21 protein-coding genes, 1 tRNA gene and 1 pseudogene are annotated in these 24,558 nt (G+C 64.0%); 10 read left to right on the plus strand and 13 right to left on the minus strand.

Annotated features, from left to right (window positions below):
* Positions 1-73 precede the first annotated feature (73 nt).
* Complete coding sequence (locus tag ACIQT2_RS13015) at positions 74-715, plus strand: hemolysin III family protein (RefSeq protein ID WP_400330802.1); 642 nt, start codon at positions 74-76, stop codon at positions 713-715.
* Between the two features lie 11 nt (positions 716-726).
* Here ACIQT2_RS13015 and ACIQT2_RS13020 read toward each other — a convergent pair whose 3' ends face one another.
* The 3 genes from ACIQT2_RS13020 to mca all read right to left on the minus strand — a co-directional run bounded on the left by ACIQT2_RS13020 (position 727) and on the right by mca (position 4,147).
* Positions 727-2,886 (minus strand): thioredoxin domain-containing protein, encoded by a 2,160-nt coding sequence (locus ACIQT2_RS13020; protein WP_402946961.1) that lies wholly within the window; start codon positions 2,884-2,886, stop codon positions 727-729.
* Positions 2,864-3,145: a hypothetical protein gene (locus ACIQT2_RS13025; RefSeq protein WP_397324735.1), complete on the minus strand. Its 282-nt coding sequence runs from the start codon at positions 3,143-3,145 to the stop codon at positions 2,864-2,866. Before ACIQT2_RS13025 ends, ACIQT2_RS13020 begins: the two co-directional genes overlap by 23 nt.
* Positions 3,146-3,244: 99 nt before the next feature.
* The gene (mca, locus tag ACIQT2_RS13030) at positions 3,245-4,147 is read right to left on the minus strand and encodes a mycothiol conjugate amidase Mca (protein ID WP_402946965.1); all 903 of its coding nucleotides are present in this window, start codon (positions 4,145-4,147) and stop codon (positions 3,245-3,247) included.
* Between the two features lie 66 nt (positions 4,148-4,213).
* Here mca and ACIQT2_RS13035 point away from each other — a divergent pair, with 66 nt between their 5' ends.
* Together ACIQT2_RS13035 and greA are read left to right on the plus strand one after the other, a co-directional pair.
* Positions 4,214-4,672, plus strand: coding sequence for a DUF4307 domain-containing protein (locus tag ACIQT2_RS13035; protein WP_400330794.1), 459 nt, complete (start codon positions 4,214-4,216; stop codon positions 4,670-4,672).
* A gap of 153 nt (positions 4,673-4,825) precedes the next feature.
* Entirely contained in the window at positions 4,826-5,320 is a 495-nt protein-coding gene (gene greA / locus ACIQT2_RS13040; protein ID WP_400330791.1) for a transcription elongation factor GreA, read from the plus strand.
* Positions 5,321-5,457: 137 nt separating this feature from the next.
* On the opposite strand, the gene ACIQT2_RS13045 is transcribed toward greA, so the two are convergent.
* The 4 genes from ACIQT2_RS13045 to ACIQT2_RS13060 are packed head-to-tail and all read right to left on the minus strand — an operon-like array spanning position 5,458 to position 9,618.
* Entirely contained in the window at positions 5,458-6,075 is a 618-nt protein-coding gene (locus ACIQT2_RS13045) for a rhomboid family intramembrane serine protease (protein ID WP_402946968.1), read from the minus strand.
* A 12-nt stretch (positions 6,076-6,087) separates the two neighbouring features.
* Positions 6,088-7,326: a threonine ammonia-lyase gene (gene ilvA, locus ACIQT2_RS13050; protein WP_400270495.1), complete on the minus strand. Its 1,239-nt coding sequence runs from the start codon at positions 7,324-7,326 to the stop codon at positions 6,088-6,090.
* A 3-nt stretch (positions 7,327-7,329) separates the two neighbouring features.
* Positions 7,330-8,610, minus strand: a complete 1,281-nt coding sequence (locus ACIQT2_RS13055; protein ID WP_402946971.1) for an AI-2E family transporter — start codon at positions 8,608-8,610, stop codon at positions 7,330-7,332.
* Between the two features lie 57 nt (positions 8,611-8,667).
* On the minus strand, positions 8,668-9,618 hold the full coding sequence (locus ACIQT2_RS13060) for an aldose 1-epimerase family protein (protein WP_402946973.1): 951 nt from the start codon (positions 9,616-9,618) through the stop codon (positions 8,668-8,670).
* Between the two features lie 99 nt (positions 9,619-9,717).
* Between ACIQT2_RS13060 and galT the strand changes: the two genes are divergently transcribed.
* The 3 genes and pseudogenes from galT (at position 9,718) to ACIQT2_RS13075 (ending at position 13,310) form a co-directional block, all read left to right on the plus strand.
* Positions 9,718-10,860, plus strand: a complete 1,143-nt coding sequence (gene galT / locus ACIQT2_RS13065; protein WP_402946976.1) for a galactose-1-phosphate uridylyltransferase — start codon at positions 9,718-9,720, stop codon at positions 10,858-10,860.
* A complete protein-coding gene (gene galK / locus ACIQT2_RS13070; RefSeq protein ID WP_402946979.1) occupies positions 10,857-12,017 on the plus strand; it encodes a galactokinase in 1,161 nt (386 codons plus the stop codon). Before galT ends, galK begins: the two co-directional genes overlap by 4 nt.
* Positions 12,018-12,070: 53 nt before the next feature.
* Positions 12,071-13,310 (plus strand): annotated as a pseudogene (locus tag ACIQT2_RS13075) (acetyl-CoA C-acetyltransferase).
* Positions 13,311-13,378: 68 nt separating this feature from the next.
* Here ACIQT2_RS13075 and ACIQT2_RS13080 read toward each other — a convergent pair.
* Complete coding sequence (locus tag ACIQT2_RS13080) at positions 13,379-14,302, minus strand: Bax inhibitor-1/YccA family protein (protein ID WP_397324718.1); 924 nt, start codon at positions 14,300-14,302, stop codon at positions 13,379-13,381.
* A 401-nt stretch (positions 14,303-14,703) separates the two neighbouring features.
* Between ACIQT2_RS13080 and ACIQT2_RS13085 the strand changes: the two genes are divergently transcribed.
* From ACIQT2_RS13085 to ACIQT2_RS13100, 4 genes are read left to right on the plus strand one after another with little or no spacing between them, the layout of a single operon-like run.
* The gene (locus ACIQT2_RS13085; protein ID WP_400270488.1) at positions 14,704-15,981 is read left to right on the plus strand and encodes a branched-chain amino acid ABC transporter permease; all 1,278 of its coding nucleotides are present in this window, start codon (positions 14,704-14,706) and stop codon (positions 15,979-15,981) included.
* A gap of 9 nt (positions 15,982-15,990) precedes the next feature.
* Positions 15,991-16,959 (plus strand): branched-chain amino acid ABC transporter permease, encoded by a 969-nt coding sequence (locus tag ACIQT2_RS13090; RefSeq protein ID WP_400330768.1) that lies wholly within the window; start codon positions 15,991-15,993, stop codon positions 16,957-16,959.
* Positions 16,956-17,963, plus strand: coding sequence for an ABC transporter ATP-binding protein (locus tag ACIQT2_RS13095; protein ID WP_402946983.1), 1,008 nt, complete (start codon positions 16,956-16,958; stop codon positions 17,961-17,963). The genes ACIQT2_RS13090 and ACIQT2_RS13095 overlap by 4 nt, the downstream gene beginning before the upstream one ends.
* Positions 17,960-18,730 carry an ABC transporter ATP-binding protein gene (locus tag ACIQT2_RS13100; RefSeq protein WP_402946986.1) on the plus strand — a complete coding sequence of 257 codons (771 nt, stop codon included), beginning with the start codon at positions 17,960-17,962 and terminating at the stop codon, positions 18,728-18,730. The genes ACIQT2_RS13095 and ACIQT2_RS13100 overlap by 4 nt, the downstream gene beginning before the upstream one ends.
* A 554-nt stretch (positions 18,731-19,284) precedes the next feature.
* Here the strand turns inward: ACIQT2_RS13100 and ACIQT2_RS13105 are convergent.
* The 5 genes from ACIQT2_RS13105 to ACIQT2_RS13125 all read right to left on the minus strand — a co-directional run bounded on the left by ACIQT2_RS13105 (position 19,285) and on the right by ACIQT2_RS13125 (position 24,557).
* Positions 19,285-20,139: a phosphotransferase gene (locus tag ACIQT2_RS13105; protein ID WP_402946989.1), complete on the minus strand. Its 855-nt coding sequence runs from the start codon at positions 20,137-20,139 to the stop codon at positions 19,285-19,287.
* A 279-nt stretch (positions 20,140-20,418) separates the two neighbouring features.
* The gene (locus tag ACIQT2_RS13110; protein WP_400330759.1) at positions 20,419-21,780 is read right to left on the minus strand and encodes an ABC transporter substrate-binding protein; all 1,362 of its coding nucleotides are present in this window, start codon (positions 21,778-21,780) and stop codon (positions 20,419-20,421) included.
* Positions 21,781-22,004: 224 nt separating this feature from the next.
* A tRNA-Leu gene (locus ACIQT2_RS13115) sits at positions 22,005-22,078 on the minus strand.
* Between the two features lie 21 nt (positions 22,079-22,099).
* Positions 22,100-23,020 (minus strand): N-acetyltransferase, encoded by a 921-nt coding sequence (locus ACIQT2_RS13120; protein WP_402946992.1) that lies wholly within the window; start codon positions 23,018-23,020, stop codon positions 22,100-22,102.
* An 82-nt stretch (positions 23,021-23,102) separates the two neighbouring features.
* A complete protein-coding gene (locus ACIQT2_RS13125; protein WP_402946994.1) occupies positions 23,103-24,557 on the minus strand; it encodes an NAD(P)/FAD-dependent oxidoreductase in 1,455 nt (484 codons plus the stop codon).
* Position 24,558 lies beyond the last annotated feature (1 nt).

Raw genomic sequence — 24,558 nt, forward strand, 5'->3', positions numbered from 1 at the left:
GCAGATGCCCAGGAACAAGGCGAAGCAATATTACCCACAAGTAACTTACCGGACCGTAGGTTACCCTTTAACAATGGCTGACACGCTCAACATCAAGCCCTTGTGGCGCGGCTGGATCCACGCGGTGGCAACGCCGTTTGCGCTTGCGGCCGGGATTGTCCTGGTAGCTCTTGCGCCCACCGCGGACCGCAAGGTCACCTCGGCCATTTATGCCCTGACGGGAGTCATGTTGTTCGGGGTCAGCGCTGTTTACCACCGTGGTAACTGGAATGACAGGGTCCGGATTGTGCTCAAGCGGCTGGACCACACCAACATCATGCTGGTCATCGCGGGCAGCTACACGCCCCTCGCCTGGTCACTGCTGGACAGGCCCGCGGCGGTCACGCTGCTGTGGACCATTTGGTCCGCAGCCATAGCCGGCGTGCTCTTCAGGGTGCTCTGGACCCACGCACCGCGGTGGCTGTACGTGCCCATCTATGTTGCCCTCGGCTGCGGTGCACTGTTCTACCTGCCGCAGTTCTTCGCCGCCAACGCGGCCTCCGCCGTGCTCATCTGCGTTGGCGGCGCCCTCTACATCGCCGGAGCCGTGTTCTACGGAATCAAGAAACCAAATTTCAGCGCGAAGCACTTCGGTTTCCATGAACTGTTCCACGCCTTCACGGTGTTCGCTTTTGCGGCTCACTTCGTGGCGATCATGATCGCCGTCCTAAGCTAGGGCCCCGCGGCTCAGTCGCCGGAAACCATCGCGGCCAGCCTGGCCTCCACCTCGGCCACTGTCCCCACGGGCCTTTCACACACCATCCCGCGGCACAAGTACACCTGCGCCGAGCCGTCAGCGCCGCCTGAGCGGTGCCGCAGCAACGGAACGTCGACGGCGGCTGCCGGGGACCCGCCGTCGTCCGCGGTTTGCACGGCGACCACCAGACCCGGGCTGGCCGAAGCCAGCAACGCTAGGTGGAGTTCGCGCCGCGACGGCGTGTCCGGACCGGCGACGGCGGCCTCCACCGGCCCGGCAAGGGCGGCCTGCGCCGTGGCCAGGAGCCAGCCAGCCACCCGGGGCGCGCGGCTGGCGATCGGCGGAAGCAAGCCCAGGATATTGCCGGCCATGAGGCGGTGATCGTGGGATCCCGAGTAGGCCGAGTAGGTCAGCAACGCACCGGCGAACGCGGCGGCACCACTGGGCGTGGCATTGTCGAACGGATCCAGCGCGGCATGCTGCCCCTGGGCATTGAAGACCTGGGCAGATTCACCGGCCGAGTCTGCGAGCCGGCCGTTTGCCACAAACCGTTCGCTGGCGGCCAGGACCAGGCTTTCGCCCAGGCCGTACCAGCGTTTTGTGCCTGTCACGGCGTAGAGCGCAAAGAAGCCGTCCGCGCAGAAGGCGTAGTCCTCCAGGAGTCCACCGATCCCCCTCGGCGCGGCATCGTGCGAGACGCGTGTCAACAGGCTTTCGCCGGAATTCCAGTGGACACGTTCAAGGTAGCCGGCGATGCCCTCAGCAGCCGTGACCAGTCCCGGCCGTTCCAGGACGGCTCCGGCTTCTGCCAGGGCTGCTACCGCCAAGCCGTTCCATCCGGCCACCACCTTGTTGTCCCGTGCGGGCTGGTTGCGCTTGTTCCTCGCGGCCAGAAGCGCCGGGCGCACGCGTTCCCACGTCCTGGATTCGGGGCCGGTCAGCAGCTTCCCGGGATGCAGCGGCGAGCCGAGGGCGGAAACGGTGCCCGCACTACGTACGTTCATGATCCGCGCAACGGCCTCGGCATCGCCGGTGCCCAGCACCTCCTGCAGCGAGCCAGGCGTCCAGAGATAGGCCGCCCCCTCGTGATGGACGCCGTCCACCACTGTATCCGCGTCGAGGGAAGATGCCAGGCCGCCCCCTTCCACCGCAAGGGCAGACACCATCCAGTCGGCGCAGTCCGACGCAACGGCAGCGGCTTCCTCAACAGGGAACACGGCATTTCCGCCCAGCCTGATCCAGTGCGTATAGGCACGCAGGAGTTGGGCGTTGTCGTAGAGCATTTTTTCGAAGTGGGGAACGGACCAGTCCGCCGTCACCGAGTACCTGGCGAATCCGCCGTCGAGCTGGTCCCGCAAGGCGGAGCGTGCCATGCCTGCCAGGGTCCGACCGGCCATGTCCCGCGCTGCTTCGGCCGTTTCGGAGGGTGCCGCCGCGTGCCGGATCAAGAATTCCACGACGGCCGACGGCGGGAACTTGGGGGCGGTGCCAAAGCCACCGGCGGCCATGTCCTCGGACCGTGCCAACAGGCCGACGGCATCGGACAGCAACCCGGCATCAAGAACTTCGGGCGGCCCATCAAGCCGTACCGCGGCGGACATCTGGGCGTTGGCCATGTTCGACGCCAAACCGCGGGCGTTCTGCTCAACGGCTTCGCGCCGCTCCGCCCAGGCTTCGTGGACTGCTTCAAGGACGTTGAGGAAGGAGGGCCTGCCGGGCAAGGGTGTGGGCGGGAAATAAGTGCCGGCATGGAAGGCGAGCCCATCCGGAGTGAGGAAGACGGACATGGGCCAGCCGCCCTCGCCGCTGATGGCCTGGGTGGCTGCCATGTACACCGAATCGACGTCCGGCCGCTCCTCGCGGTCCACCTTGACGGGAACGAAGTGTGCGTTCAAGTAGTCGGCCGTGGCCTGGTCCTCGAAGGACTCATGGGCCATGACGTGGCACCAGTGGCATGCCGCGTAGCCGATCGAGAGGAAGACCGGAACGTCGCGTTCCGCCGCAAAGGCAAAGGCTTCATCGCCGAAAGGCCGCCAGAACACCGGATTGCCGGCATGCTGGCGCAAGTAGGCGCTCGGCTCCAAGCCCAAGGCATTGGACGCCCCGGGCCACGTGTTTTCCTGCGGGTCAGCGGGGCCCGGGAGCGGCATCGCCGTTCTCATCCGTCGGAGCGTCAGCCGATCCTGACTCGGCGGCCAGTCGCGCTTCCTCCACCTGTGCGCGGTACCGGACGCGGCGGATGCGCCGGACCATGTCCACAATAAGGAAAGTGGTAAGGATCACGATGAAGGCGGTCAGGACAAAGCCCCACGTACCCGGCGTCACCTGGTCCTCGGACAGGCCCGGACGCAGCGTGCCGGTGGGGTCGGGCGACGGGCTGACGGTCAGGGCGAGGATCAAGTGGTGCACGTTCAAACCTTCTATGGGAGCTGATGCATGCCGGTCCAGCGGGCTGGGATCTGGTTGGCCCCGGGAGACTTCTACGAGCGATAGAAACCCGGGCCTTCCCTATCTTATCCCTGCGAAGAGGTCCTTTTCCGGCAGCTCGGACGTGACCTTGGACTGGACCAGCGTGTAGTCCTCCCACGGCCATGCGGTGCGCTGCAGGTCCGGAGAAACGGCGAAGAAGAAACCCACCGGGTCGATCTGGGTCCGGTGCGCCCTGAGGGCATCGTCCCTCGCCTCGAAGAAGTCGCCGCAATCAATCTGCGTGGTGGTCTGGTGTGCCGGCACAGGCAGCGTGTGGCCCTCGGCGTCCGCTTCGAGCCAGGCTGCAAGCCGCTCGGCGTACGGTGACTGCAATCCGGCTTCTTCCAGCGCGAAATGCAGTGCACGGAAACGTTCGGGACTGAAGGCGCGGTCGTAGTACAGCTTGCTGGGCGCCCACGGTTCGCCGATGCCCGGATACCGCCCGGGGTCTCCGGCTGCCTCGAACGCTTCCACGGCCACTTTGTGCGCCATGATGTGGTCCGGGTGCGGATAGCCGCCATTTTCGTCGTAGCTGATGATCACGTGCGGCTTGAAGTCGCGCACCAAACGTACCAGTGGCGCAGCGGCTCGTTCCAAGGGCTGCAGGGCGAAGCAACCCGCGGGCAGCGCAGGCAGCGGATCACCCTCAGGAAGACCCGAATCCACGAATCCCAACCACCTCTGCTGGATGCCGAGGACTGCCGCGGCGTTCGCCATCTCCAACCTGCGTGCACCCGCCATGTCCCGCTTGGGGTGCGGAGCATCCTCCATGGCAGGGTTCTGGATGTCTCCTCGCGATCCATCGGTGCACGTGGCCACCATGACCTCAACTCCGGCCGCGGCATACATCGCCATGGTTGCCGCACCCTTGCTGGACTCATCATCCGGATGGGCATGGACGGCAAGCAGGCGAAGCTGCTCTGTCTCGGTGGACGCAGTCACGGGACGGCTCCTCTTTCATGGATGGTGCAAATTAGGGACTGCCGGGATCCGCACTAAACTGGATGGGTGACTTCAGAGGACGCATCGGCCACCAAACTTCCGGCAGACAACAGCCTAGCCAATCGCTACGGTGGCCAAAAGCGCGGATTGACCCGGAAGTCCAAGAGGAACATCATCATCGGAGCCCTCGTGGTGGGCATCGGTTTTGCCGCCTACGTCGCCACCGGCTCCGCCACGGCTCCCGTCACCTTCAAGGACATCGGCTACAGCACCGTGGATGACACCCAGGCCGAGGTGGATTACCAGGTCACCAAGTCCCCCACAGCCACAGCGAAATGCGCCATCAAGGCCATGGACTCCAAGTTCGCCGTCGTGGGGTGGAAAGTGGTGGAGATCGGACCGAATGATCCCCAACAGGACGCCGACGGCGGGCGGACAACCGCCCAGCGGACGGTCCTCATCACCGAATCCGCGGCTGTGTCCGGCGTGGTTGACAATTGCTGGATCACCGACAGCGGCAAATAACAATCATGTGACGCAGCACTCAACCGGTTTGGGTTCATCCAAAGGATTTACTACAATGGATAGAACCTTCACCCCCGTTTAGTTGGTTACTGAGTTTCACGAGTGGCCACCTCGGCGGGGTCTTTTGTTTTGTCAGATCAAGAGGAGAAATCCGTGTCTACCACCAACAGCGCCACAGCAGCTTGGCTTACCCAGGAAGCTTTCGACCGCTTGAAGGCTGAGCTGGACCACCTTTCCGGCGCCGGCCGGGCGGATATCGTCCAGAAGATCGAAGCCGCGCGCCAGGAAGGCGACCTCAAGGAAAACGGCGGCTACCACGCAGCCAAGGAGGAGCAGGGCAAGATCGAGGCCCGCATCCGCCAGCTCACCGTGCTCCTGCGCGATGCTCAGGTTGGCGAAGCCCCCGCCGACGACGGAATTGTTGAGCCCGGCATGCTGGTGGTTGCCAGGATCGCCGGAGACGAGGAGAAGTTCCTTCTCGGCTCCCGTGAGATCGCCGGCGACTCGGACATCGACGTCTTCTCCGAAAAGTCCCCGCTCGGTGCTGCGATCATCGGCCACAAGGAGGGCGACAAGCTCAGCTACACCGCCCCCAACGGCAAGGAAATCTCCGTGGAGATCGTTTCCGCCAAGCCGTACGCAGGCTAAGGCTTATTGGAAGACGAACGCCGGCCCCTCCGTTTCGCGGAAGGGCCGGCGTTTTTTTGTCCCCGGCTCACCCAACTGCGTCGCATTAGTGCGCGTTTTGAACCCTCAAAACGCGCACAACTGCGACCTAGTTGGATTTACGGGGTGGTGGCTGTGGATTTGGGGCGCAGGAGGATCGCCGCGACGATGCCGCCGATCGCGCCGCCCAGGTGCGCCTGCCACGAAACGTACCCCATCACGGTGGGCAGCACGCCGAACAAGATGCTGCCATAGGCCATGAAGAGCACCACTGACAACAGGATCTGCCACCAACTGCGGTTGAAGAAACCCCTGACCAGCAGGAAGGCAAAAAATCCGAACACCAGTCCGGAGGCGCCAACGGTGACTCCTCCCCCGCCGATGAGCCAGACGGTCAGGCCGGACCCCAGCCAACTGAACGCAAGTGCCGTGATGAACACCCTCAGCCCGGCCAGGAACACCAGGAAGCCGAAGATCAGCAGCGGCAGCGTGTTGGAAAGCAAGTGGTTGAGGTTGGCATGGAGCAGGGGGAAGGTCAGGATGTCCAGGACGCCGTCGAAGGAGCGCGAACGCAGGCCGAACGTGCGGTTGAGCCCATGCGACATGAGCGTATTCAGGAACTCAATGACGTAGAGCAGCACCACGAAGCCGCCCATGAAGAGCAACCCTCCCTTGGCCCTTCCCGCCAGCGAATCGCGGGCCTCGGCCTTTGAACCATCGGGCGTTTCGAGCACCATGCCGGCCTCCTGTCAGTGCACCACGATCGGCTGGAAGCCCTCGGCGCGGAGCGCGCCCAGCACTTGTTCCCCGTGTTCGTGGCCCTTGGTTTCCAGGTTGATGGTGATCGAAACGTCGCCCATGCTGATGGAGCCGCCCAGGCGCGTGTGGTCCAGCCCGGTGACGTTGGCGTCGTTTTCCGCGATGATGCGGGCGATCGTTGCCAGGGAACCGGGCCGGTCGTCCAGCATCATCCGGACGGTCATGAACCGCCCGGCTGCGGAGAGACCGCGCTGGATGACCTTCAGCATGAGCATCGGATCGATGTTGCCGCCGGAGAGCACGACGGCGGTGTTCCCCGGGTTTTCGATCTTGCCGTCCATCAGTGCGGCTACTCCCACCGCGCCGGCCGGTTCCACCACCATCTTGGCCCGCTCCAGCAGGAAGATCAGCGCCCGTGCCAGCGAGTCTTCGCTGACAGTTACGACGTCGTCCACCAGTTCGCGGATGATGCTGAACGGGAGCTGTCCCGGCCGGCCTACGGCGATACCGTCTGCCATGGTGGAAACCTTCTTGAGGGGTACCAGGGCGTCGGCAGCCAACGACGGCGGGTAGGCGGCAGCGTTTTCGGCCTGGACGCCGATGACACGGATGTCGCGGCCCAGCTCCTTGGCTTTGGCCTTGATGGCGACCGCCACCCCGGCCAGCAGTCCGCCACCGCCGACGCCCATGAGAATGGTGTCCACGTGCGGGATCTGGTCCAGGATTTCCAGCCCGATGGTTCCCTGTCCTGCCACTACATCCACGTTGTCGAAGGGGTGAACGAAGACTGCACCGGTCTCGTTGGCGTAGCGCTGCGCCTCGGCCAGGGCTTCATCCACGTTGTGGCCGTGAAGCACCACCTCCGCGCCGTGGCTCCGGGTGGCGGCGAGCTTGGGAAGGGCCACGCCGAGCGGCATGTAGATGCGGGCGTTGATGCCCAGGCTCTTCGCGGCGACTGCTACGCCTTGGGCGTGGTTACCGGCGGAGGCCGCTACGACGCCACGCTTCTTTTCGTCCTCGGAGAGGCGGGCCATGCGGACGTAGGCACCGCGGACCTTGAACGAACCGGCGCGCTGCAGGTTCTCGCATTTGAAGAAGACGTTGCCGCCAACGAGGGTGCCAAGTGCCCGTGAGGACTCCACCGGAGTCTTCGTAATAATGCCCTCGAGCAGCTCCTGCGCCTTGAGGACATCGTCCAGCGTGACGGGCAGGGTTTCGAGGGTATTCACTGGCTATTCTCCTTTGTTGGTGTCGGCGTCAGAAGGCTCCGTGGGGACGCTTCCTGAAACCTTGGCCTTGCTGTCGGAACTGGCGCCGCCTCGGGTATGACCGGCGGGAAGGGCGACGTCCTTGAAATTGGAGTCGCCGTCAGGCCCCGGTGAACCTTCGGCGGTGGCGGCCTCAGCCGCTCCCAGTCCCCCATCATGTTCCCACGTCCGCCCGGCAATGTAGCGAACGGCCGTATTTACTACGGCGAGGATTGGAACGGCAAAGAGTGCTCCCGGGATGCCTGCGAGGTAGGAACCGGCCGCCACAGTGAGGATGACGGCGACCGGATGCAGCGCTACGGCCTTGCCCATGACCAGTGGCTGCAGGATGTGGCTCTCGAGTTGCTGGACCAACAGCACGATCGCCAGCATGATCAAGGCGTTGACCGGTCCGTTGGCTACCAGGGCCAGCAGGACGGCGATGGCACCGGTCACCAGCGCACCCACCACGGGGATGAACGAGCCGATGAACACCAGTACAGCCAAGGGCAATGCCAGGGGAACCTGGATGATTGCAGCTCCGACGCCGATGCCCACGGCATCCACGAAAGCGACGAACATCTGGATCCGCACGTAATTGACCATGGAGGTCCACCCGCGGCGGCCGGCCCCATCCGTGGCCCGCCGGGCTTTCTTGGGGAGCAGCCGGACCAGGAAGGCCCAGATCCGGCTCCCCTCCAGCAGGAAGAAGATCAGGATGAAGAGTGCCAGCACCAGTCCGGCCGCGAAATGGCCTGCCGTGCTGCCGAAGGAGAGCGCTCCGCTCAGGATGCTGCTGCTGTTGTTTTGCAGGGCGTTTGCTGCGTCGGCGATGTACTTGTCGATCTGGTCCGCGGTCAGGTGCAGTGGACCGTCGGCAAGCCAGGTCTGGACCTGCTGAATGCCGGTAAGCGCCTCCTGCCACAGCTCCCCGAAGCCGGCCGCCAACTGGCGTCCCACCAGGGCCAAGGCCCCTGCGATCACGCCAATAAAGGCCAGCACCGTGATGGCCACAGCAAGCCCGTTGGGCACCTTCAGGTTGCGCAGCCAAACCACCACGGGGTAGAGCAGGCCTGCCAGCAGGGCAGCAACCATGACCGGGATGATGAGGAAGCTGACCTTGCCCAGCAGCCAGACGAGGATGCCGATCATCACCAGAATGAGGCCGGCACGCCAGGACCATGCGGCCGCTATGCGCACACCGTACGGTATATCCTCGGCAATTTGGCGGTCTGAACGGGTTTTGGCGTCCGGTGTTGGCGTCATGAACCCATACTTCCGCAGCCCGGGCCGTATGGGAAACCGGCACTACCCGCAGACCGGCTAAAGCGAAGCGCTGATACCCCAGGTCATGGCGAAGGATCCACCGGGCGCCAGCCAACGCAGGCCGTCTCCGCTGTTAAAAGCGTTGGCCGGACCCGTCATGGGTTCCAGCGCCACGGCTTTGCTCCGGCCCGGGAACGTGTCGGTCACGAACACGTGGACATACTGGCAGTTCTGGTCCTGCACCAGGCTCACGCTGCGCCCATCCGGTGCGCTCAGCGTGTGGCGGGCAGTGCCGCCGTCGTACGCCAAATCGGTGAAGGCGACGTCTATGTCCAAGCTGCCCACGGAGCGGCCCCCGGACAGGTCGAAATCGCCTTCCACGGGGGCGGTGCTCCGTGGAATCAACCGCTCGTCGGCAACCAGCCGGGTTCCCGCCTTGACACTCAACGTCAGGTCTTCCGGAGCAACGTCACCGAGGCGCAGGTAAGGATGGGCCCCGAGAACGAAGGGTGCCTGGGCATCCGAATCGTTCACCAGGGTTTGCTCGACGTGCAGGTCCTGGTTGGCATCGAGTTCGTAGCGGACACGGTGGCGGACCAGAAACGGGTAGCCGTGCTGCGGAAAGACCGTGGCCTCCAAGGTCACGGAAAACTCGGATTCATCCACCAGCGCGTACCCGGCGTTCCTCAGCAGGCCGTGGCTGGCATTGTTGCGGGACACCTCTGTGACGTCGAGTTGCTGCTTCTTGCCCTCGAGGTGCCACACGCCGTCTTCCACGCGGTTGGCCCACGGCGCCAGGGTGATTCCCGTGGCACCGGGAGGAATATCGGCGTCCCCGTAGCTTTCGGTCAGTTGGACTCCGCTGCGCGAGTACAAGCGGAGGCCGGCAGCCAGTTCCGTGACAATTGCGATCGCATCGCCGCGGCGCAACTCGAATTGGCGGCCTGTGGCAAAGCGGCGCGCCTCGGACCGGGGTTCTGCATCTGGAGTGGGGGAAGAGTCAGGCATGGGAATACCGTACTGCACCCCGATACTTGATTGGATTCGAGCAATGTTAACTTTTGTTAGAAACTATGCGTTTTTGATTGCTTATGGAATGATGGGTTCATGAGTCGCATCATCAGTACCCGCCTCGCCGACAGCCGCGAGCTGATCTACTTCGACGACCCCGGGACTCCCGAACGGACACCCAGGTCCTTGGTGGACCACCGGGACCTTCCGGCCCGCGGGGAACCCGGCGAGGTGCGGTACGACGCTTTGTCCGGAGAGTGGGTTGCGGTAGCTGCCCACCGCCAGAGCCGCACCCACCTCCCGCCGGCTGAGCAGTGCCCCATTTGCCCCACCACAGCCGCCAACCCGTCGGAGATACCTGCTCCTGACTACGACGTGGTGGTCTTCGAGAACCGCTTCCCCTCGTTGGGTCCTGCGCTGGGCGATATTCCACAAGCCCCCGCCAGCGGAGGCCACGGCATCAAGAGAGCCGCGTTCGGCCGTTGCGAGGTAGTGGCCTTCACCCCGCAGCACACGGGCTCGTTCGCCGGACTTGGCGAGACCAGGGCACGCACGGTCATCGAAGCATGGGCCCAGCGCACCGAAGCCTTGAGCGCCCTGCCCGGCATCAAGCAGGTGTTTCCCTTCGAGAACCGCGGCGCAGACATTGGAGTGACGCTGCACCACCCACACGGCCAGATTTACGCCTACCCCTACGTCACTCCGCGCGCCGCCAGCCTGGGCGCTGTTGCCCGGAAGTACTACGACGACGTCGACGCGAAGGAAACGCTCGCGGCGTCGTTGCTCAGGGCCGAACGGGAAGACGGAAGCCGCATGGTGCTGGAAGCACGCCACTTCAGCGCCTACGTTCCCTTCGCTGCCCGGTGGCCCCTGGAGATCCACCTGGTTCCACACCGGCACGTTCCCGATCTTGCGGCCCTGACCGGGGAGGAACGGGACGAACTGGCACACGTGTACCTGGACCTGCTCAAGCGCCTGGACGCCCTGTATCCAACGCCCATGCCCTACATCTCGGCCTGGCATCAAGCTCCCCTGGATTCTTCGCTGCGTCCCGCCGGCCAGTTGCACCTGCAGCTCACCTCACCCCGGCGCGCCGCGGATAAGCTGAAGTACCTGGCCGGCTCGGAGGCGGCGATGGGTGCGTTCATCAACGACACCACTCCGGAGGCCGTGGCAGAACGCCTGCGCAGCGTCGCCGGCGCCCCCTCCGTCAAGACCCTGGAAGGCTCCCCCGCATGACCACCACCACAGACACCAGCGCCCTGGCCGAACGCTTCCAGGAGACGTTCGGAACAGCCCCCGACGGCGTGTGGCAGGCACCGGGACGGGTGAACCTCATCGGAGAGCACACCGATTATAACGAAGGCTTCGTCCTGCCGTTCGCGATCGACAAGACCGCCAAAGTTGCCCTCAGGCTCCGCAACGACGCCACCGTTCGCCTGCTCTCCACCTTCGGCGGCCACGGACTGGTGGAAACGTCGCTGGAAGGCCTGGAACCCGGCTCAGGCCAAGGGTGGTCCCGCTACCCCTTGGGCGTGGCCTGGGCTCTGCAAGAACGCGGAATCACAGTGCCTGGCTTCGACCTCCTGCTGGATTCCGACGTGCCCCTGGGCGCCGGACTGTCCTCCTCGCACGCCATTGAGTGCGCAGTGATCACGGCCCTGAACGAACTCACGGACGCTGGTCTCAGTGCTGAAGAACTGGTCCTGGAAACGCAGAGGGCCGAGAACATCTTTGTTGGCGCCCCTACGGGGATCATGGACCAATCGGCTTCCCTCCGCGGCGCCAAGGGCCACGCTGTGTTCCTTGACTGCCGTGACCAGCACCTGGACCTGGTCCCCTTCGATGCAGAATCCGCAGGGCTGGTGCTGCTGGTCATCGACACCAAAGTCTCGCACTCCCACGCCGACGGCGGGTATGCCTCGCGCCGGGCGTCCTGCGAGTTGGGCTCAGAGGTCCTGGGCGTCACCGCCCTGCGCGATGTTGGCGTGGAAGACCTCGAAGAAGCCTCCGGCGTCCTGGACGAAACCACGCTGCGCCGCGTCCGCCACGTGGTGACGGAAAACGACCGTGTGCTGCAAACCGTAGAGCTTCTGGGCAGCCACGGCCCTGCCAGCATCGGCCTCCTGCTCGATGCCAGCCATGCTTCGATGCGGGATGATTTCGAGATTTCCTGCCCGGAACTGGACCTGGCCGTCGAGGCCGCCAGGACTCACGGCGCCATCGGAGCCCGGATGACCGGCGGCGGCTTCGGCGGCTCGGCGATCGCCCTTACTCCGGTGCGCCAGGAGCAGCAGGTGCGGGACGCCGTCGTACGTGCTTTTGCCCAGGCCGGCTTCACCGAACCGGACATCTTTACCGTGACTCCGGCGGCGGGAGCGCTTCGCTTGGCGTGAACGGCTGTGCTGGTCCCCGGCTTGCGCACGGATCCCGGGCGTAAGCTGGGGCCATGACTGAGGCCGTCATTGTTTCCACTGCCAGAAGTCCAATCGGCCGGGCCTTCAAGGGCTCCCTCAAGGACGAACGACCCGACGATCTTGCCGCAGCCATGGTGCAGGCCGCTTTGGCCAAAATCCCCGGTTTTGACGCCGCTGCCCTCCATGGGGGCGGCTTGGACGACATCCTGCTTGGCTGTGCCGAACCCAGCGGTGAGGCCGGCTCCAACATGGCCAGGGTGGTAGCCGTCGTGGCCGGCCTGGACAGCGTGCCCGCAGCCACCGTCAACCGGTTCTGCGCCTCTAGCCTGCAAACCTTGCGCATGGCCTTCCACGCCATCAAGGCCGGCGAGGCGCACGCAGTGGTGGCCGCCGGCGTCGAAAGTGTTTCCCGATACCAGAACTGGCAGGGTGCCGGTGAAACGGACGCCGCCAACCACAACCCCCGCTTTGAAGCCGCTGCCCAACGGACGGCAGCGCGTGCGGCGTCCAACATTCCCTGGACCGACCCACGGCTGGGCGGCAGGCTTCCGGATATCTACATCGCCATGGGACAGACCGCGGAAAACGTGGCCACCACCTACGGGATCACCCGGGCCGAGCAGGACGAATGGGGCGTGCTGAGCCAAAACCGGACAGAAGAGGCCATTTCCTCGGGCTTCTACGCGCGGGAAATCACCCCGTACACACGCAAGGACGGCTCAGTGGTCAGTGCCGATGACTCCCCACGTGCCGGCGTCACGTTGGACGGGGTTTCTGCGCTACAGCCTGTCTTCCGGGCCGAGGGAACCGTCACCGCAGGCAATGCCTGTCCGCTCAACGACGGTGCTGCGGCACTGGTGGTCATGAGCGACGTGCGTGCGCGCCAACTGGGCCTTGAGCCAGTGGCCCGGGTGGTCTCCACCGGCGTCAGCGCCCTCTCACCCGAGCTCATGGGAATGGGGCCGGTCGAGTCCACTCGGCGCGCACTGTCCCAGGCCGGGCTCACCATCGATGACATGGACCTGGTGGAACTCAACGAGGCCTTTGCCGTCCAGGTGATCGCGAGCGCCAGGGAACTGGGCATCAACCCGGAAAAAGCTGAACGTCCACGGCGGTGCCATCGCCCTGGGCCACCCCTTCGGCATGACGGGAGCACGAATGACCACCACCCTGCTTAACGGGCTCAAGGAACGCGACGGGACCCTGGGGCTGGCTACCCTGTGCGTGGGCGGCGGCCAAGGAATGGCCGTGGTTTTCGAACGCCTGGGCTGACTGCTTTAAAGGGAAAATGCCCCCGATATCTTCGGGGGCATTTTCCGCATGGCTCGCTTGGTCGTCTTTTAGTCGTCGCCGCGCAATATGGCGAGGAGGCGGATGATTTCAACGTAGAGCCAAACCAGAGTGACTGTCAGGCCGAAGGCGGCAACCCAGGAATAGCGTTCCGGAGCGCCGGCGCGGACGCCTTCCTCGATGCTGGTGAAGTCCATGATCAAGGAGAAGGCAGCGAGGCCGATCGCGAGGATGCCGATGAAAACGCCCAGCGGGATGCCGGCAATGGTGATGCTGGTGCGCAGGCCGAAGGGCTCCTGCACGGCACCGGTCCACATCATCACCAGGTTGATCAGCGCGAACACTGCGTAACCGATGGTGGCGATCATGAAGAAGCGGATCATCTTGGGCGTGGCACGGACCTTGCCGCTCTTGAAGAGCAGGAGCGTGACGCCGAAGACTGCCAGGGTACCGATGACTGCCTGGAGGCCGACGCCGGGGAACATTCCGTCAAGGATGCGGGTAAGGCCACCAAGGAACAGGCCTTCAAGTCCTGCGTACGCAAGGATCAGCGCAGGTGAGGGCTGCTTCTTGAAGGTGTTCACGAGGGCGAGCACGAAGCCACCCAACGCGCCCACGATCATGAGCGTTGTAGCCAACGTCGGGGCGACAAACAAGGTGACGCCAGCGCCCAGGACCAGGACGACGAGGCACATGACGGTCTTCATGATGACGTCGTCGTACGTCATGCGGCCGGTATCGGCCGGACCTGCGGCAGGCTGGTTGTACATCTGCTGCAGTTGTTCGTTGGTCATGCTCTGCTGCTGGGCAGACCATGCTGCCTGGCCATCCATGACCTGGCTGGGGGCACGTCCGGGTACCTGGTTAAACTGCTGGCCGTAGGGGTTGCCATACGGATTTTGCGGTACAGACGGTGCCTGTTTGGCTCCACGGAAATTCTTTCCGTTGAAGATCGGGTTTCCGCCAAGTGCCATTGCGGGTGTCCTCCTGAAAAAGGGCTGAGTGATAATTCACGGTACCAATTACCACGCACGCGCGGCAGGGAAAGTTCCCTTGTTCATCCAGAAGAAACCCAACCGTGACACGGCGCTGGAAGAGTGGAGGGCAGTTGCCTCCTGCGTCACTTTTGTTACCTGATCGCGACCTTTGGACCCCTTGGCCCTGCATTTTTTGGCCGCACTGAGCGGTAACATAGCCACAGCATGGGTGACTTGGGTCACATTTTGAGACGCAGGCAGGAAATGTGCCAAGCCCCGTGTCCGTTCGCACCGGTTGCAATGGCGCAGCCGGGACCACCCCCACTGTGGAGGTTTCCATTTTGAGAAGCACACTGCGCGACCCGTCCATCAGACGGTCCAAGGGACTACGGAGAGCAATGGGGGCGTTCTTCGCGGCCCTCATCGCCACTCTGTTGATCGCCGCTCCCGCGGCGGAGGCAACCACCCCCTCGCCTTCGCCATCAGCCACCAATTTCCAGAACAGCATCAGCGGATTCCTCCGCGACGACGCTCGGGCGCCCATAGCCGGCGTCAAGATCAAAGCCTCAGGAAACGGATTCGAAGGCGAGGCGACCTCCGGCACCAACGGTGCATGGAACATCGGAGTCCCGGTCCAAGGCACTTACAAGATCGAACTCGATACCTCCACCCTGCCGGACGGCATCAAACTGGCCGACGGCCAGGAAAATCCCCGCAATGTCACGTTCAGCCAAACATCCAACCTGTCCGTGATCTTCGCCTTCGGCAAGGGCATCGTGGTCCAGCAACAGGATTTCGGTCAGAATCTCCTCAACCGCCTGGTTGCAGGCCTCAGCTTCGGCCTCCTGTTGGCCCTGGCGTCCGTTGGTTTGTCGCTCATTTTCGGAACCACGGGCCTGACCAACTTTGCCCACGGCGAGATGGTCACGCTCGGCGCCGTCCTGGTGTTCCTCTTCAATGGATTCGGGTTCCCGTTCTGGCTCGCGATACTGCTGGCCCTGGTGGGCGGCGGCCTCTTCGGCTACGCCCAGGATGCCGGCCTTTGGCGTCCGCTGCGCCGCCGCGGCACCGGCCTGGTTCCCATGATGATCGTCAGCATCGGCTTGGCACTGGCCATCCGCTATGTGATCCAGTTCTACTTCGGTGGAGCCACCCAGCAACTGCCAGGCGCGCAGAGCGCAGAAATCCAACTCGGCCCCATTTCCATCTCGCCCAACAACCTGTGGTCCCTGGTGATCAGTGCCGTCGTCATCGCCCTGATCGGCATCGTTTTGCTCAAAACGCGCCTGGGCAAAGCCACCCGTGCAGTGGCGGACAACCCAGCCCTCGCGGCAGCCTCGGGCATCGACGTGGACTCGGTGATCCGGATCGTCTGGATCGTCGGCGGCGTGCTTGCCTCCCTCGGTGGCATCCTGTGGGCCTACTACCGTCCCGGAGTCACGTTCGATATGGGTTCGCAGATCCTGCTCCTCATCTTCGCCGGCGTGACGCTGGGTGGCCTGGGGACCGTCTTCGGTGCGCTGATCGGTTCGATCGTCGTTGGCATCTTTGTGGAACTGACCACCGTGTTCGGGCTGCCGGCCGACCTGAAGTACGTCGGCGCTTTGTTCATCATGATTGTTGTCCTTCTGTTCCGACCGCAGGGCATCCTCGGCCGGCGTGAGCGTGTGGGTTAGGAGCGGGCCATGGATTTCGGATTTATCTTCTCCAGCGCCGCCGGTGAGTTGTTCAGTCCAACTACGGCGGCCTACGCCCTTGCCGCTTTGGGCCTCGCCGTCCACTTCGGCTACTCCGGCCTGCTGAACTTCGGCCAGGCCGGCTTCATGGCTGTGGGAGCCTACGGCTTCGCGATCTCGACGCTGACCTTCAAAACGCCGTTCTTCATCGGCCTGCTCATCGCCGTCTTGTGTTCGGTAATCTTCGCCTTCATCCTCGGCATTCCCACCCTTCGGCTTCGAGCGGACTACCTGGCCATCGTCACCATCGCCGCGGCTGAAATCGTGCGGTATGTCGTGACCACCAACCAACTGACGAGCGTTACGGGTTCGGCCAACGGACTCGCGGCCTTCGAAGGTGGCTTCTACTCCATGAACCCCTTCCCCGAGGGGTCCTACATGGGCATGAACAACAGGGATTTCTTCATCCGCGTGGTTGGGTGGGGACTGGTCATCGTCTGCTGCCTCCTGGTGTGGCTGCTCATGCGCAGCCCGTGGGGACGCGTCCTGAAGGGTATCCGCGAAGACGAGAACGCGGTGCGTTCCCTCGGCAAGAACGTCTATTCCTACAAGATGCAGGCCCTGGTGATCGGCGGTGTACTCGGCGCCCTCGCCGGCATGATCTTCACGCTCCCCCGCGGCGCAGTCCAACCGTCCAACTATGGCACCGAGCTGACGTTCTTCCTCTGGACCTGCCTCCTCCTGGGCGGTATGGCCACCGTTTTGGGACCCGTCATCGGTGCCATGATCTTCTGGGTGGTGCTGTCCCTGACCCAGAGCCTGCTGTACGGGCTCATCGAATCCGGAGCAGTCACCTGGCTTACCACGGTCCAAGCCGGCCAGCTGCGCTACATCCTGGTGGGCGTGGCCCTGATGCTCCTGATGATCTTCCGCCCGCAAGGCGTCTTCGGCAATAAGAAGGAGCTTGCATTCGCATGAGTGAAAGCAACGGTCAGCCGACCGAAAACATCGATTACATGACAGACTCGCGGCCCATCGCTGTCGGGGAGAATACCCCCGGCTGCAAGAAGCGCGATCCCATCGTGGTGGCAGAGAACGTGACGCGCTCGTTTGGCGGCATCAACGCCGTGGACGTCGAGTACCTCGAAATCCCCCGCCACAAGATCACCGCTTTGATCGGGCCCAACGGCGCCGGCAAAACCACACTCTTCAACCTGCTCACGGGATTCGACACTCCGAACTCCGGCAAGTGGCAGTTCGAAGGCAACAGCCTCGCCGGGGTCTCCTCCTACAAAGTGGCCCGCATGGGCATGGTCCGCACCTTCCAGCTCACCAAGGTGATGGGCAAGCTGACCGTCATGGAGAACATGCGCCTCGGTGCCTCCGACCAGCCCGGCGAGCGCCTGTCCAAGGCCCTCTTCAAGGGGATCTGGGGTGGCAGGGAAAAGGAGATCACCGCCCAGGCCAACGTCCTGCTGGAGAAGTTCAAGCTCGATGCCAAGAAGGACGACTACGCGGCTTCCCTGTCCGGTGGCCAGCGGAAGCTGCTGGAAATGGCACGCTCCCTCATGGTCCGTCCCAAACTGGTGATGCTCGACGAGCCCATGGCCGGCGTCAACCCAGCCCTGACCCAGTCCCTGCTGGACCACATCAAGAACCTCAAGGCCGAAGGGATGACCGTCCTCTTCGTCGAGCACGACATGAACATGGTCCGGCACATTGCCGATTGGGTGGTGGTCATGGCCGAAGGAAAGGTTGTAGCCGAGGGTCCTCCGGGCGAAGTCATGAAGAACCCTGCCGTGATCGACGCCTATCTGGGCGCCCACCACGACGTGGACCTGGGCGACGCCCAGGGCATCCGGGAGCTGGAAGCCGAACTCGTCGCCGATGAGGAGTCGGTGGTCGGCACCGAAGACGCCGGCATGCTGTCCACCGAAACAACCGCAACCGGCGTGACCGAAACCAAGGAGGACGAGAAATGAGCGCCACCAGCGCAATCCCCGCCCCCGCAGGCAATCCCACGGAAGACGCCGTCGTCAAAGTCACCGACCTCGTGGCCGGGTACCTGCCGGGCGTCAACATCCTCAACGGCTGCAGCATCGAGGCCCGCAAGGGTGAGCTGATCGGCATCATTGGCCCCAACGGCGCCGGCAAGTCCACGCTCCTGAAGGCCATGTTCGGTTTGGTGAAGGTCCACTCCGGCACCGTGGTGGTGCGTGGCCAGGACCTCACGGGGCTGAAGGCCAATAAGCTTGTCACCCAGGGTGTTGGCTTCGTCCCCCAGACCAACAACGTCTTTGCCACGCTGACCATCGAGGAAAACCTCCAGATGGGCCTGTTCCAGCGGCCCAAGGTCTTCGCCGAGCGCTTCGACTTTGTCACAGGACTCTTCCCTGAGCTCGGCAAGCGGCGTGCACAGCGGGCGGGCTCTCTGTCCGGCGGCGAACGCCAAATGGTTGCCATGGGACGGGCGCTCATGATGGATCCCGCGGTGCTGCTTCTCGATGAACCGTCTGCAGGCCTCTCCCCCGTCAAGCAGGACGAGACGTTCCTCCGTGTCCACGAGATCAACCGCGCCGGTGTTTCGGTGATCATGGTTGAACAGAACGCCCGGCGCTGCCTGCAAATCTGCGACCGCGGATACGTGTTGGACCAAGGCCGCGACGCCTACACCGGCACGGGCCGCGAACTCATGAAGGATCCCAAGGTCATCCAGCTCTACCTGGGCACCCTGGCCGACGAGGTCTAGGAGCTCGCCAACACCACGTGGGCCCCGGTTCAGGCATCTGACCCGGGGCCTGCTCTTTGCCCGCTGGCGAGGCCCGCTCTGCGCCCATACTCCTCGAATAGAACGCAGGGCGGGCCCCACAACGGGCATCTGCCTCGGGGGTGCGGACCGTCACGACCTACTTTGCGGACGCACAGTCCCTTAGGGCTCCGGAACACCGGCGTGTCCGCCTGGGCGATGCCCAAAGTGGGTCGTGGCCGCCCGCCCATCTCCCATAAACGCAGACGCACGACGTCGGCACTCACGCGCGCGCCGTCGTCGAACCTTTCGCTCTTGGTGGCGGGGCACACCCGGCGGCTCGCGTGCCGTCACGACCTGCTTTGGGGACGTTGAGACGCGACACGCCGAGATAGGGATGCCCAAGGGCTGGCGGTGCCGGCAAAGTGGGTCGTGACCGCACACGAGCCGCGCTGCGGAGCCCGCCCTGCGCCCCAAACTCCGCCCACAGCCCGCAGAGCAGGCCTCACAACACCAAAGAAAGAGGCCCTTTCCGCGTGGAAGGGGCCGTGCCCTCGTTAATCCAGGGCATGGTTTCGGACCAGCAACCTTTCGACCATGGCGATCCCCTGCTGCTCAAACGATCCGTCTCCCACGCGGTGGGCCCAAACGACTGTTCCAACGGCTTGGTCCACGTTTTCGAGTGTCCACAACCGTCGATCGAGATCCGTTGCAACAACCCTTCCGTACCCTTCGTGGAAGGCCGGCGCGAGTTCGGGGTGCGTCAGGAACTGTTGATGACTCAGCCGAACCAGGTCATGGACCCATGGGCGAAGGTCCGCGCGGCCAAAGTCGATGACTTTCACCCGCCCGCAGTCATGCAACCAGTTCCACGGCTGGTAGTCACCGTGGGTTGTTACCAGCTCCACAGGCGAAAGTTCGACGGCGGCCACCACCTCGGACAGGCGGCGCACCGTGTCTTCGGGAAGCAGTCCCCCGGCCTTTTCCAGCACAGACTTGGTCCTGGCACGCAGCGACCGCATGTAGCTTGCCGACGTCCCGGCGGGGCGATGGAGTCGCGCCAAGAGTTCTCCCGCCTGGCGATATGTATCCGGGGTGACTTCCGCAATGCTGCCGGCAACCAGTGCACCAGGCAGGTATCTCGTAACCAGAAGGCCAGCCTCGGGAACCGCGTGGGCCAACGTGGGAACAAGTCCTTCGAGGGCCGGCATTCCCCGCGAATAGGCGGCGATTTCACGGCGGATATGGTGGCTTGTCTGACTGGCCTTGACGATATATTGGCAGCCATCCGGGGTTTCCACACGGAGCACCGTGGTGTCCTGCAAGGGCCACGAATGGTCTGTGACCACAGTGAAGCTACCCAACCACGAGACAAGCAGGCCGTGTTGTCTTTCGCTGATCCCATCAGTCACCCCACCAGCATGCCACCCGGCGGCCCATGTACCGTCACGACCTGCTTTGCGGCCGCTGAGGCTCGACACGCCGGGATAGGGATGCCCAATGGCGGGCTGCACCTTCAAAGTGGGTCGTGGCCGCACACGAGCCGCACTGCAAGGCCCGCAGTGCGCCCCAAACTCCGCCCACAGCCCGCAGTGCAGGCCCCGCAACACGGGCTTCGGGAGATCCGGACGCAGAACAGGTCCCCTTCCTGCTGGAAGGGGACCTGTTCGGGTCGGTGGAAGGAGTGTGGCTTACAGCTTGCCGAACTCTTCGCGAACCGGCTTGTAGGTGTTGTCATCCTGGTACTCGTAGATACCGATGTACGCCTCGGTGGGGTCACCGGCGTCGGAGAACGTTACGGGGCCGGACTGGCCGTCGTAGTCGATGTCCTTGCCTTCGCGGAGGAGCGTCACACAGGCCGCGAAGCTGGTGCACTTCTCGCCGCCTTCGGAGACTTCCTTCAGCTTGGCCGCGATGTCCGTGCCCTTGGTGCTCTTGGCGGCCTCAGCTGCCAGAGCGATCAGGTTCACGGCGTCGTAGGACTCACCTGCGTAGCTGTAATCCTTCAGGGCGGGATCGATGGCCAGGAGCTTCTGCTTGAAGGCATCCTTGGCGAACGTACCGGGAATGGTTCCCTGTGCGCCCTTCAGGGTGCCGGGCTGGAAGTCCTTGCTGTAATCGGAAGTGTTGCCGTCAACCATGAAAAGCTGCGTCGGCTTGATGCCCTTGCCGGTGATCAGCGGGACGATGCTCTTGGCCTGGTCGAACGTGATCAGTGCGATGGCGTCCGGCTTGGCGGCAAGAACTTTGTCCACCTGGCTGCTGAACTGCGAGTCACCTTCGTTGAAGAGTTCCTCGGCAACAACCTTGCCGCCTGCTGCCTCGAAGGCTTCCTTCACGTTCTTCTGCAGGCCGGTGCCGTAAGCGTCGTTAAGCACGATCATGCCAACGGTCTGGGCGCCACACGTGGCCATGTAGTTACCGAGCACCTTGCCCTGGAGGACGTCCGAGGGTGCAGTACGCCAATACAGGCCCTTGTCGTCCCAGGTGGTGAAGTCAGGCGACGTGTTCGCAGGCGAGAACTGGATAACCCCGGCACCCGTGATCTGGTTGATGACCGTCTTGGAAACGCCTGACGAAGCCGCACCGATGATGGCGCTGACACCCTGGCCGAGCAAGGCCGTGGTGGACTGCGTTGCGATGTCCGTCTTGGTGTCACCGGAGTCGCGGTGGATCACGGAAACGGGAGCACCCAGGACACCACCGGCGTCGTTGACTTCCTTGATGCCAAGGTTGACGCCGGCAATTTCAGGTGGGCCGAGGAACGCCAGCGACCCCGTTGTCGGCAGGAGCGAACCAAGCTTCAGTGGCGTGGACGTGGTGGTGGTCGAAGGAGGCACGGGTCCCGTGTTGGTAGCGGCCTGGCTGTTGCCGGCCCCTGCACCTGCACTGGGAGCCGGGCAGGATATCCCTGCCGAGGCTGCGGAACTGGAACCGGAGCCGGTCTGGCTCGGCGTGGAAGACCCGCCACAGGCCGTGGCGAGAAGAGCGACCCCAATGCCAAGCGCGGTTAGCTTGGCGGCCCTGGGCGCCGCTTGGGAAAGATCAAACATGCGTAATCTCCTCGATCGAAAGGTGCGAACTGCCTTTGATGCGATTGCTCAGGTATTCCTGATTACTGCTCAAACTAGTGCAATTGATCCGTGAAGATAAGTGATTCAGGTCACATCCCTATAACACTCGTTGCCTGTGGGGAATCTACGAGCCGACTGGGAAAATTCTCTGAGAGGCACACGAAAAAAAGGAAGGGGAGGATATTCCCCCCCCTTCCTTGCAGTGCCCCAGGTGGGACTCGAACCCACAACACGCAGATTTTAAGTCTGATGCCTCTGCCAATTGGGCTACTGGGGCGCCCGGACCATGGTATCCCAGCTAGAGACGATCGAACGGCGCCGCATAGCGGAAGGTGCCCGTGACGCCGTCGGGCCATCCCGGCAGCCGAAGAAGCTGGAAATGGTCTCCCCAGGCGGCAACCGGCGGTTCGACGCCCAACGAGGCCGCCGGTACATAGCCGAACCGCGGATAGTAGGCCGGACTGCCCAGGAGCGCGATCCCCGGGATCCCGGCGGCAGCCGCGCGAACCGCGGTTTCGCGCATGAGGGCCGAGCCTATCCCCCGGCGCTGCAGGGTTGGAGCTACCCCGATCGGGCCGAGGCCTACCAGCACCAGGCCGCCCACCGAGCCTCGGGTACTGATCACATGCCCCACAATGTCACCGCCGATCTCCGCCACGATGCTGAGATCAGGAACGTACTCTTCGCAGTCGAACAATTCACGGAGCAGGCCGACCTCCACCGGCACCCCTTCAACCGGCTCGCCCGTCACCGGCGAGACCGAGAACGCCTGCGCGGTCAGCGCCAGGATGGCCGGCCGGTCCTCGGGCTGCTCACTCCGCAGCACAATGCCGCGGCCAAGCAAGTGAAGGACCTCCATGGCCCTGCCCGCATCGGTGGCAGGCACCAGCAAGTGGTCATGGTGGAAACCGGCCAGGACATTGCAGCTGATCCCCGCATGCGTCAGGGCGGCGCTGACCGCGGCCGTCAAGCCCACGGCTTCAAGCGCCGAATGGATCTGGAGGGTAATCCAGGCCGCCACGAAATCGTAGCTGAGCCCCAACCTCTCAGCCTCAGCGCGGCGAAGGACCACCGTCAGGCCCTCGGCCTCGCGGACGGCGGCCTCCACGTCACCCTCCAGGGGTCTTCCGTGCGGCCAAAGAGCGTAGACATAGTCTCCGTCCCGCATCACGGGGTGCATGGAACCAAGAAGTGTTTGGAGGTCGGTTTCGCCAGCCATGGGAACAGTCTAGGGGCGGCGTCCCGGTTAAATGCGCGACGGCGGCCACTCCCCTGGGGAGCAGCCGCCGTCGGGCGTGGTACTACTTGGCGTCAGCCGTGACCGGAGTCTTTTCCTCGGCGGGCTTTTCAGCAGCCGGGGCCGGTGTGGGAGCAGCGGCAGGCTTGGGAGCCGGGGTCGCTGCGGCCACGAAAGCACCGCGCGGGTTGTCCAGGTCGATCAGCTGCGTGGTGTCGCGGCCTGCGAAGAAGGACAGGATCCAACCGAAGATCACGCGGAACTTGCGCTCAACCGTGGGCATGGCCATGCCGTGGTAGCCACGGTGTGCCAGCCAGGCGAGACCGCCCTTGAGGCCGATGCGGCCCAGGAGGTTGATGTTGGCAACGCCCTTCCACTCGCCGAAGCCGGCTACAGCACCAAGGTTCTTGTGCTTGTAGTCGTGGAGCGGCTTGTCCCAGCGGGAAGCCCAGAGGTTCTTGGCGAGCTTCTTGGCCTGGCGAAGCGCGTGCTGTGCGTTCGGCACGCAGGTGCCGTCCGGCAGGCCCTTGCCCGTGAGGTCCGGGACAGCTGCGATGTCGCCGGCAGCCCAGGCGTTTTCGATGATGCCTTCGTCGCCCGCGATGCGCAGGTCCGGCAGAACGCGGACGCGGCCACGCGGTTCCAGCGGGAAGTCGGTGGAGCGGATCATCGGGTTGGCCTGCACGCCGGCAGCCCAGACCAGGGTGTCAGCTTCAACTTCGCCTGCGGAGGTCTTGTCCGGCAGGTTGATGAGCTTGAGGTTGCCCTCGGCGCTGTCCAGGGAGGTGTTGAGCAGGACCTCGATGCCGCGGCTGCGGAGGTGCTCCACAACCCACTCGGCCTGGGGTGCGGTGACCTCGGGCATGATGCGGCCCATGGCCTCGACCAGGATGAAACGGACTTCTTCCTGGCGGACGCGCGGGTTGTTGCTGACGGCAGCGCGGGCGAGGTCTTCCATTTCGGTGAGGCACTCGATGCCGGCAAAACCGCCACCGACAACCACGAAGGTGAGGGCCTTGGCACGCTCTGCGGGATCGGTCATGGTGGACGCTGCTTCGATGCGCTCCAGGACCCTGTTGCGCAGTGCAACAGCTTCCTCGATGGTCTTCAGGCCGATGCCCTTGTCCGCGAGGCCCTTGATGGGGAACGTACGGGTAATGGCGCCCGCGGCGATCACGACGTCGAAGTACGGGATCTCGAACGGCTCGCCGCCGTCGGAGGGGGCCACCACCGCAGTGCGGTTGGCGTGGTCAATGCCGGTGACGCGGCCCTGGATGAGCTCGGTCTGCTTCAGGTGCTGGCGGTGGGAGACCACAGCGTGGCGGGCCTCGATGTTGCCACCGGCCACCTCGGGGAGGAACGGCTGGTAAGTCATGTAGGGCAGTGGATCCACGACGGTGACGATGCCACCTGCGTTCGCGATCTTCTTCTGCAGTTTGAGGGCTACGTACAGGCCGACGTAGCCGCCGCCGACGACAAGAACGCGCGGACGGTCAATGAGCTCTGGGGTGGTTGCCATG

Origin of the sequence: Paenarthrobacter sp. NPDC090522 (genome assembly GCF_044769225.1) — a bacterium.
In the GTDB taxonomy this organism is placed as follows: domain Bacteria; phylum Actinomycetota; class Actinomycetes; order Actinomycetales; family Micrococcaceae; genus Arthrobacter.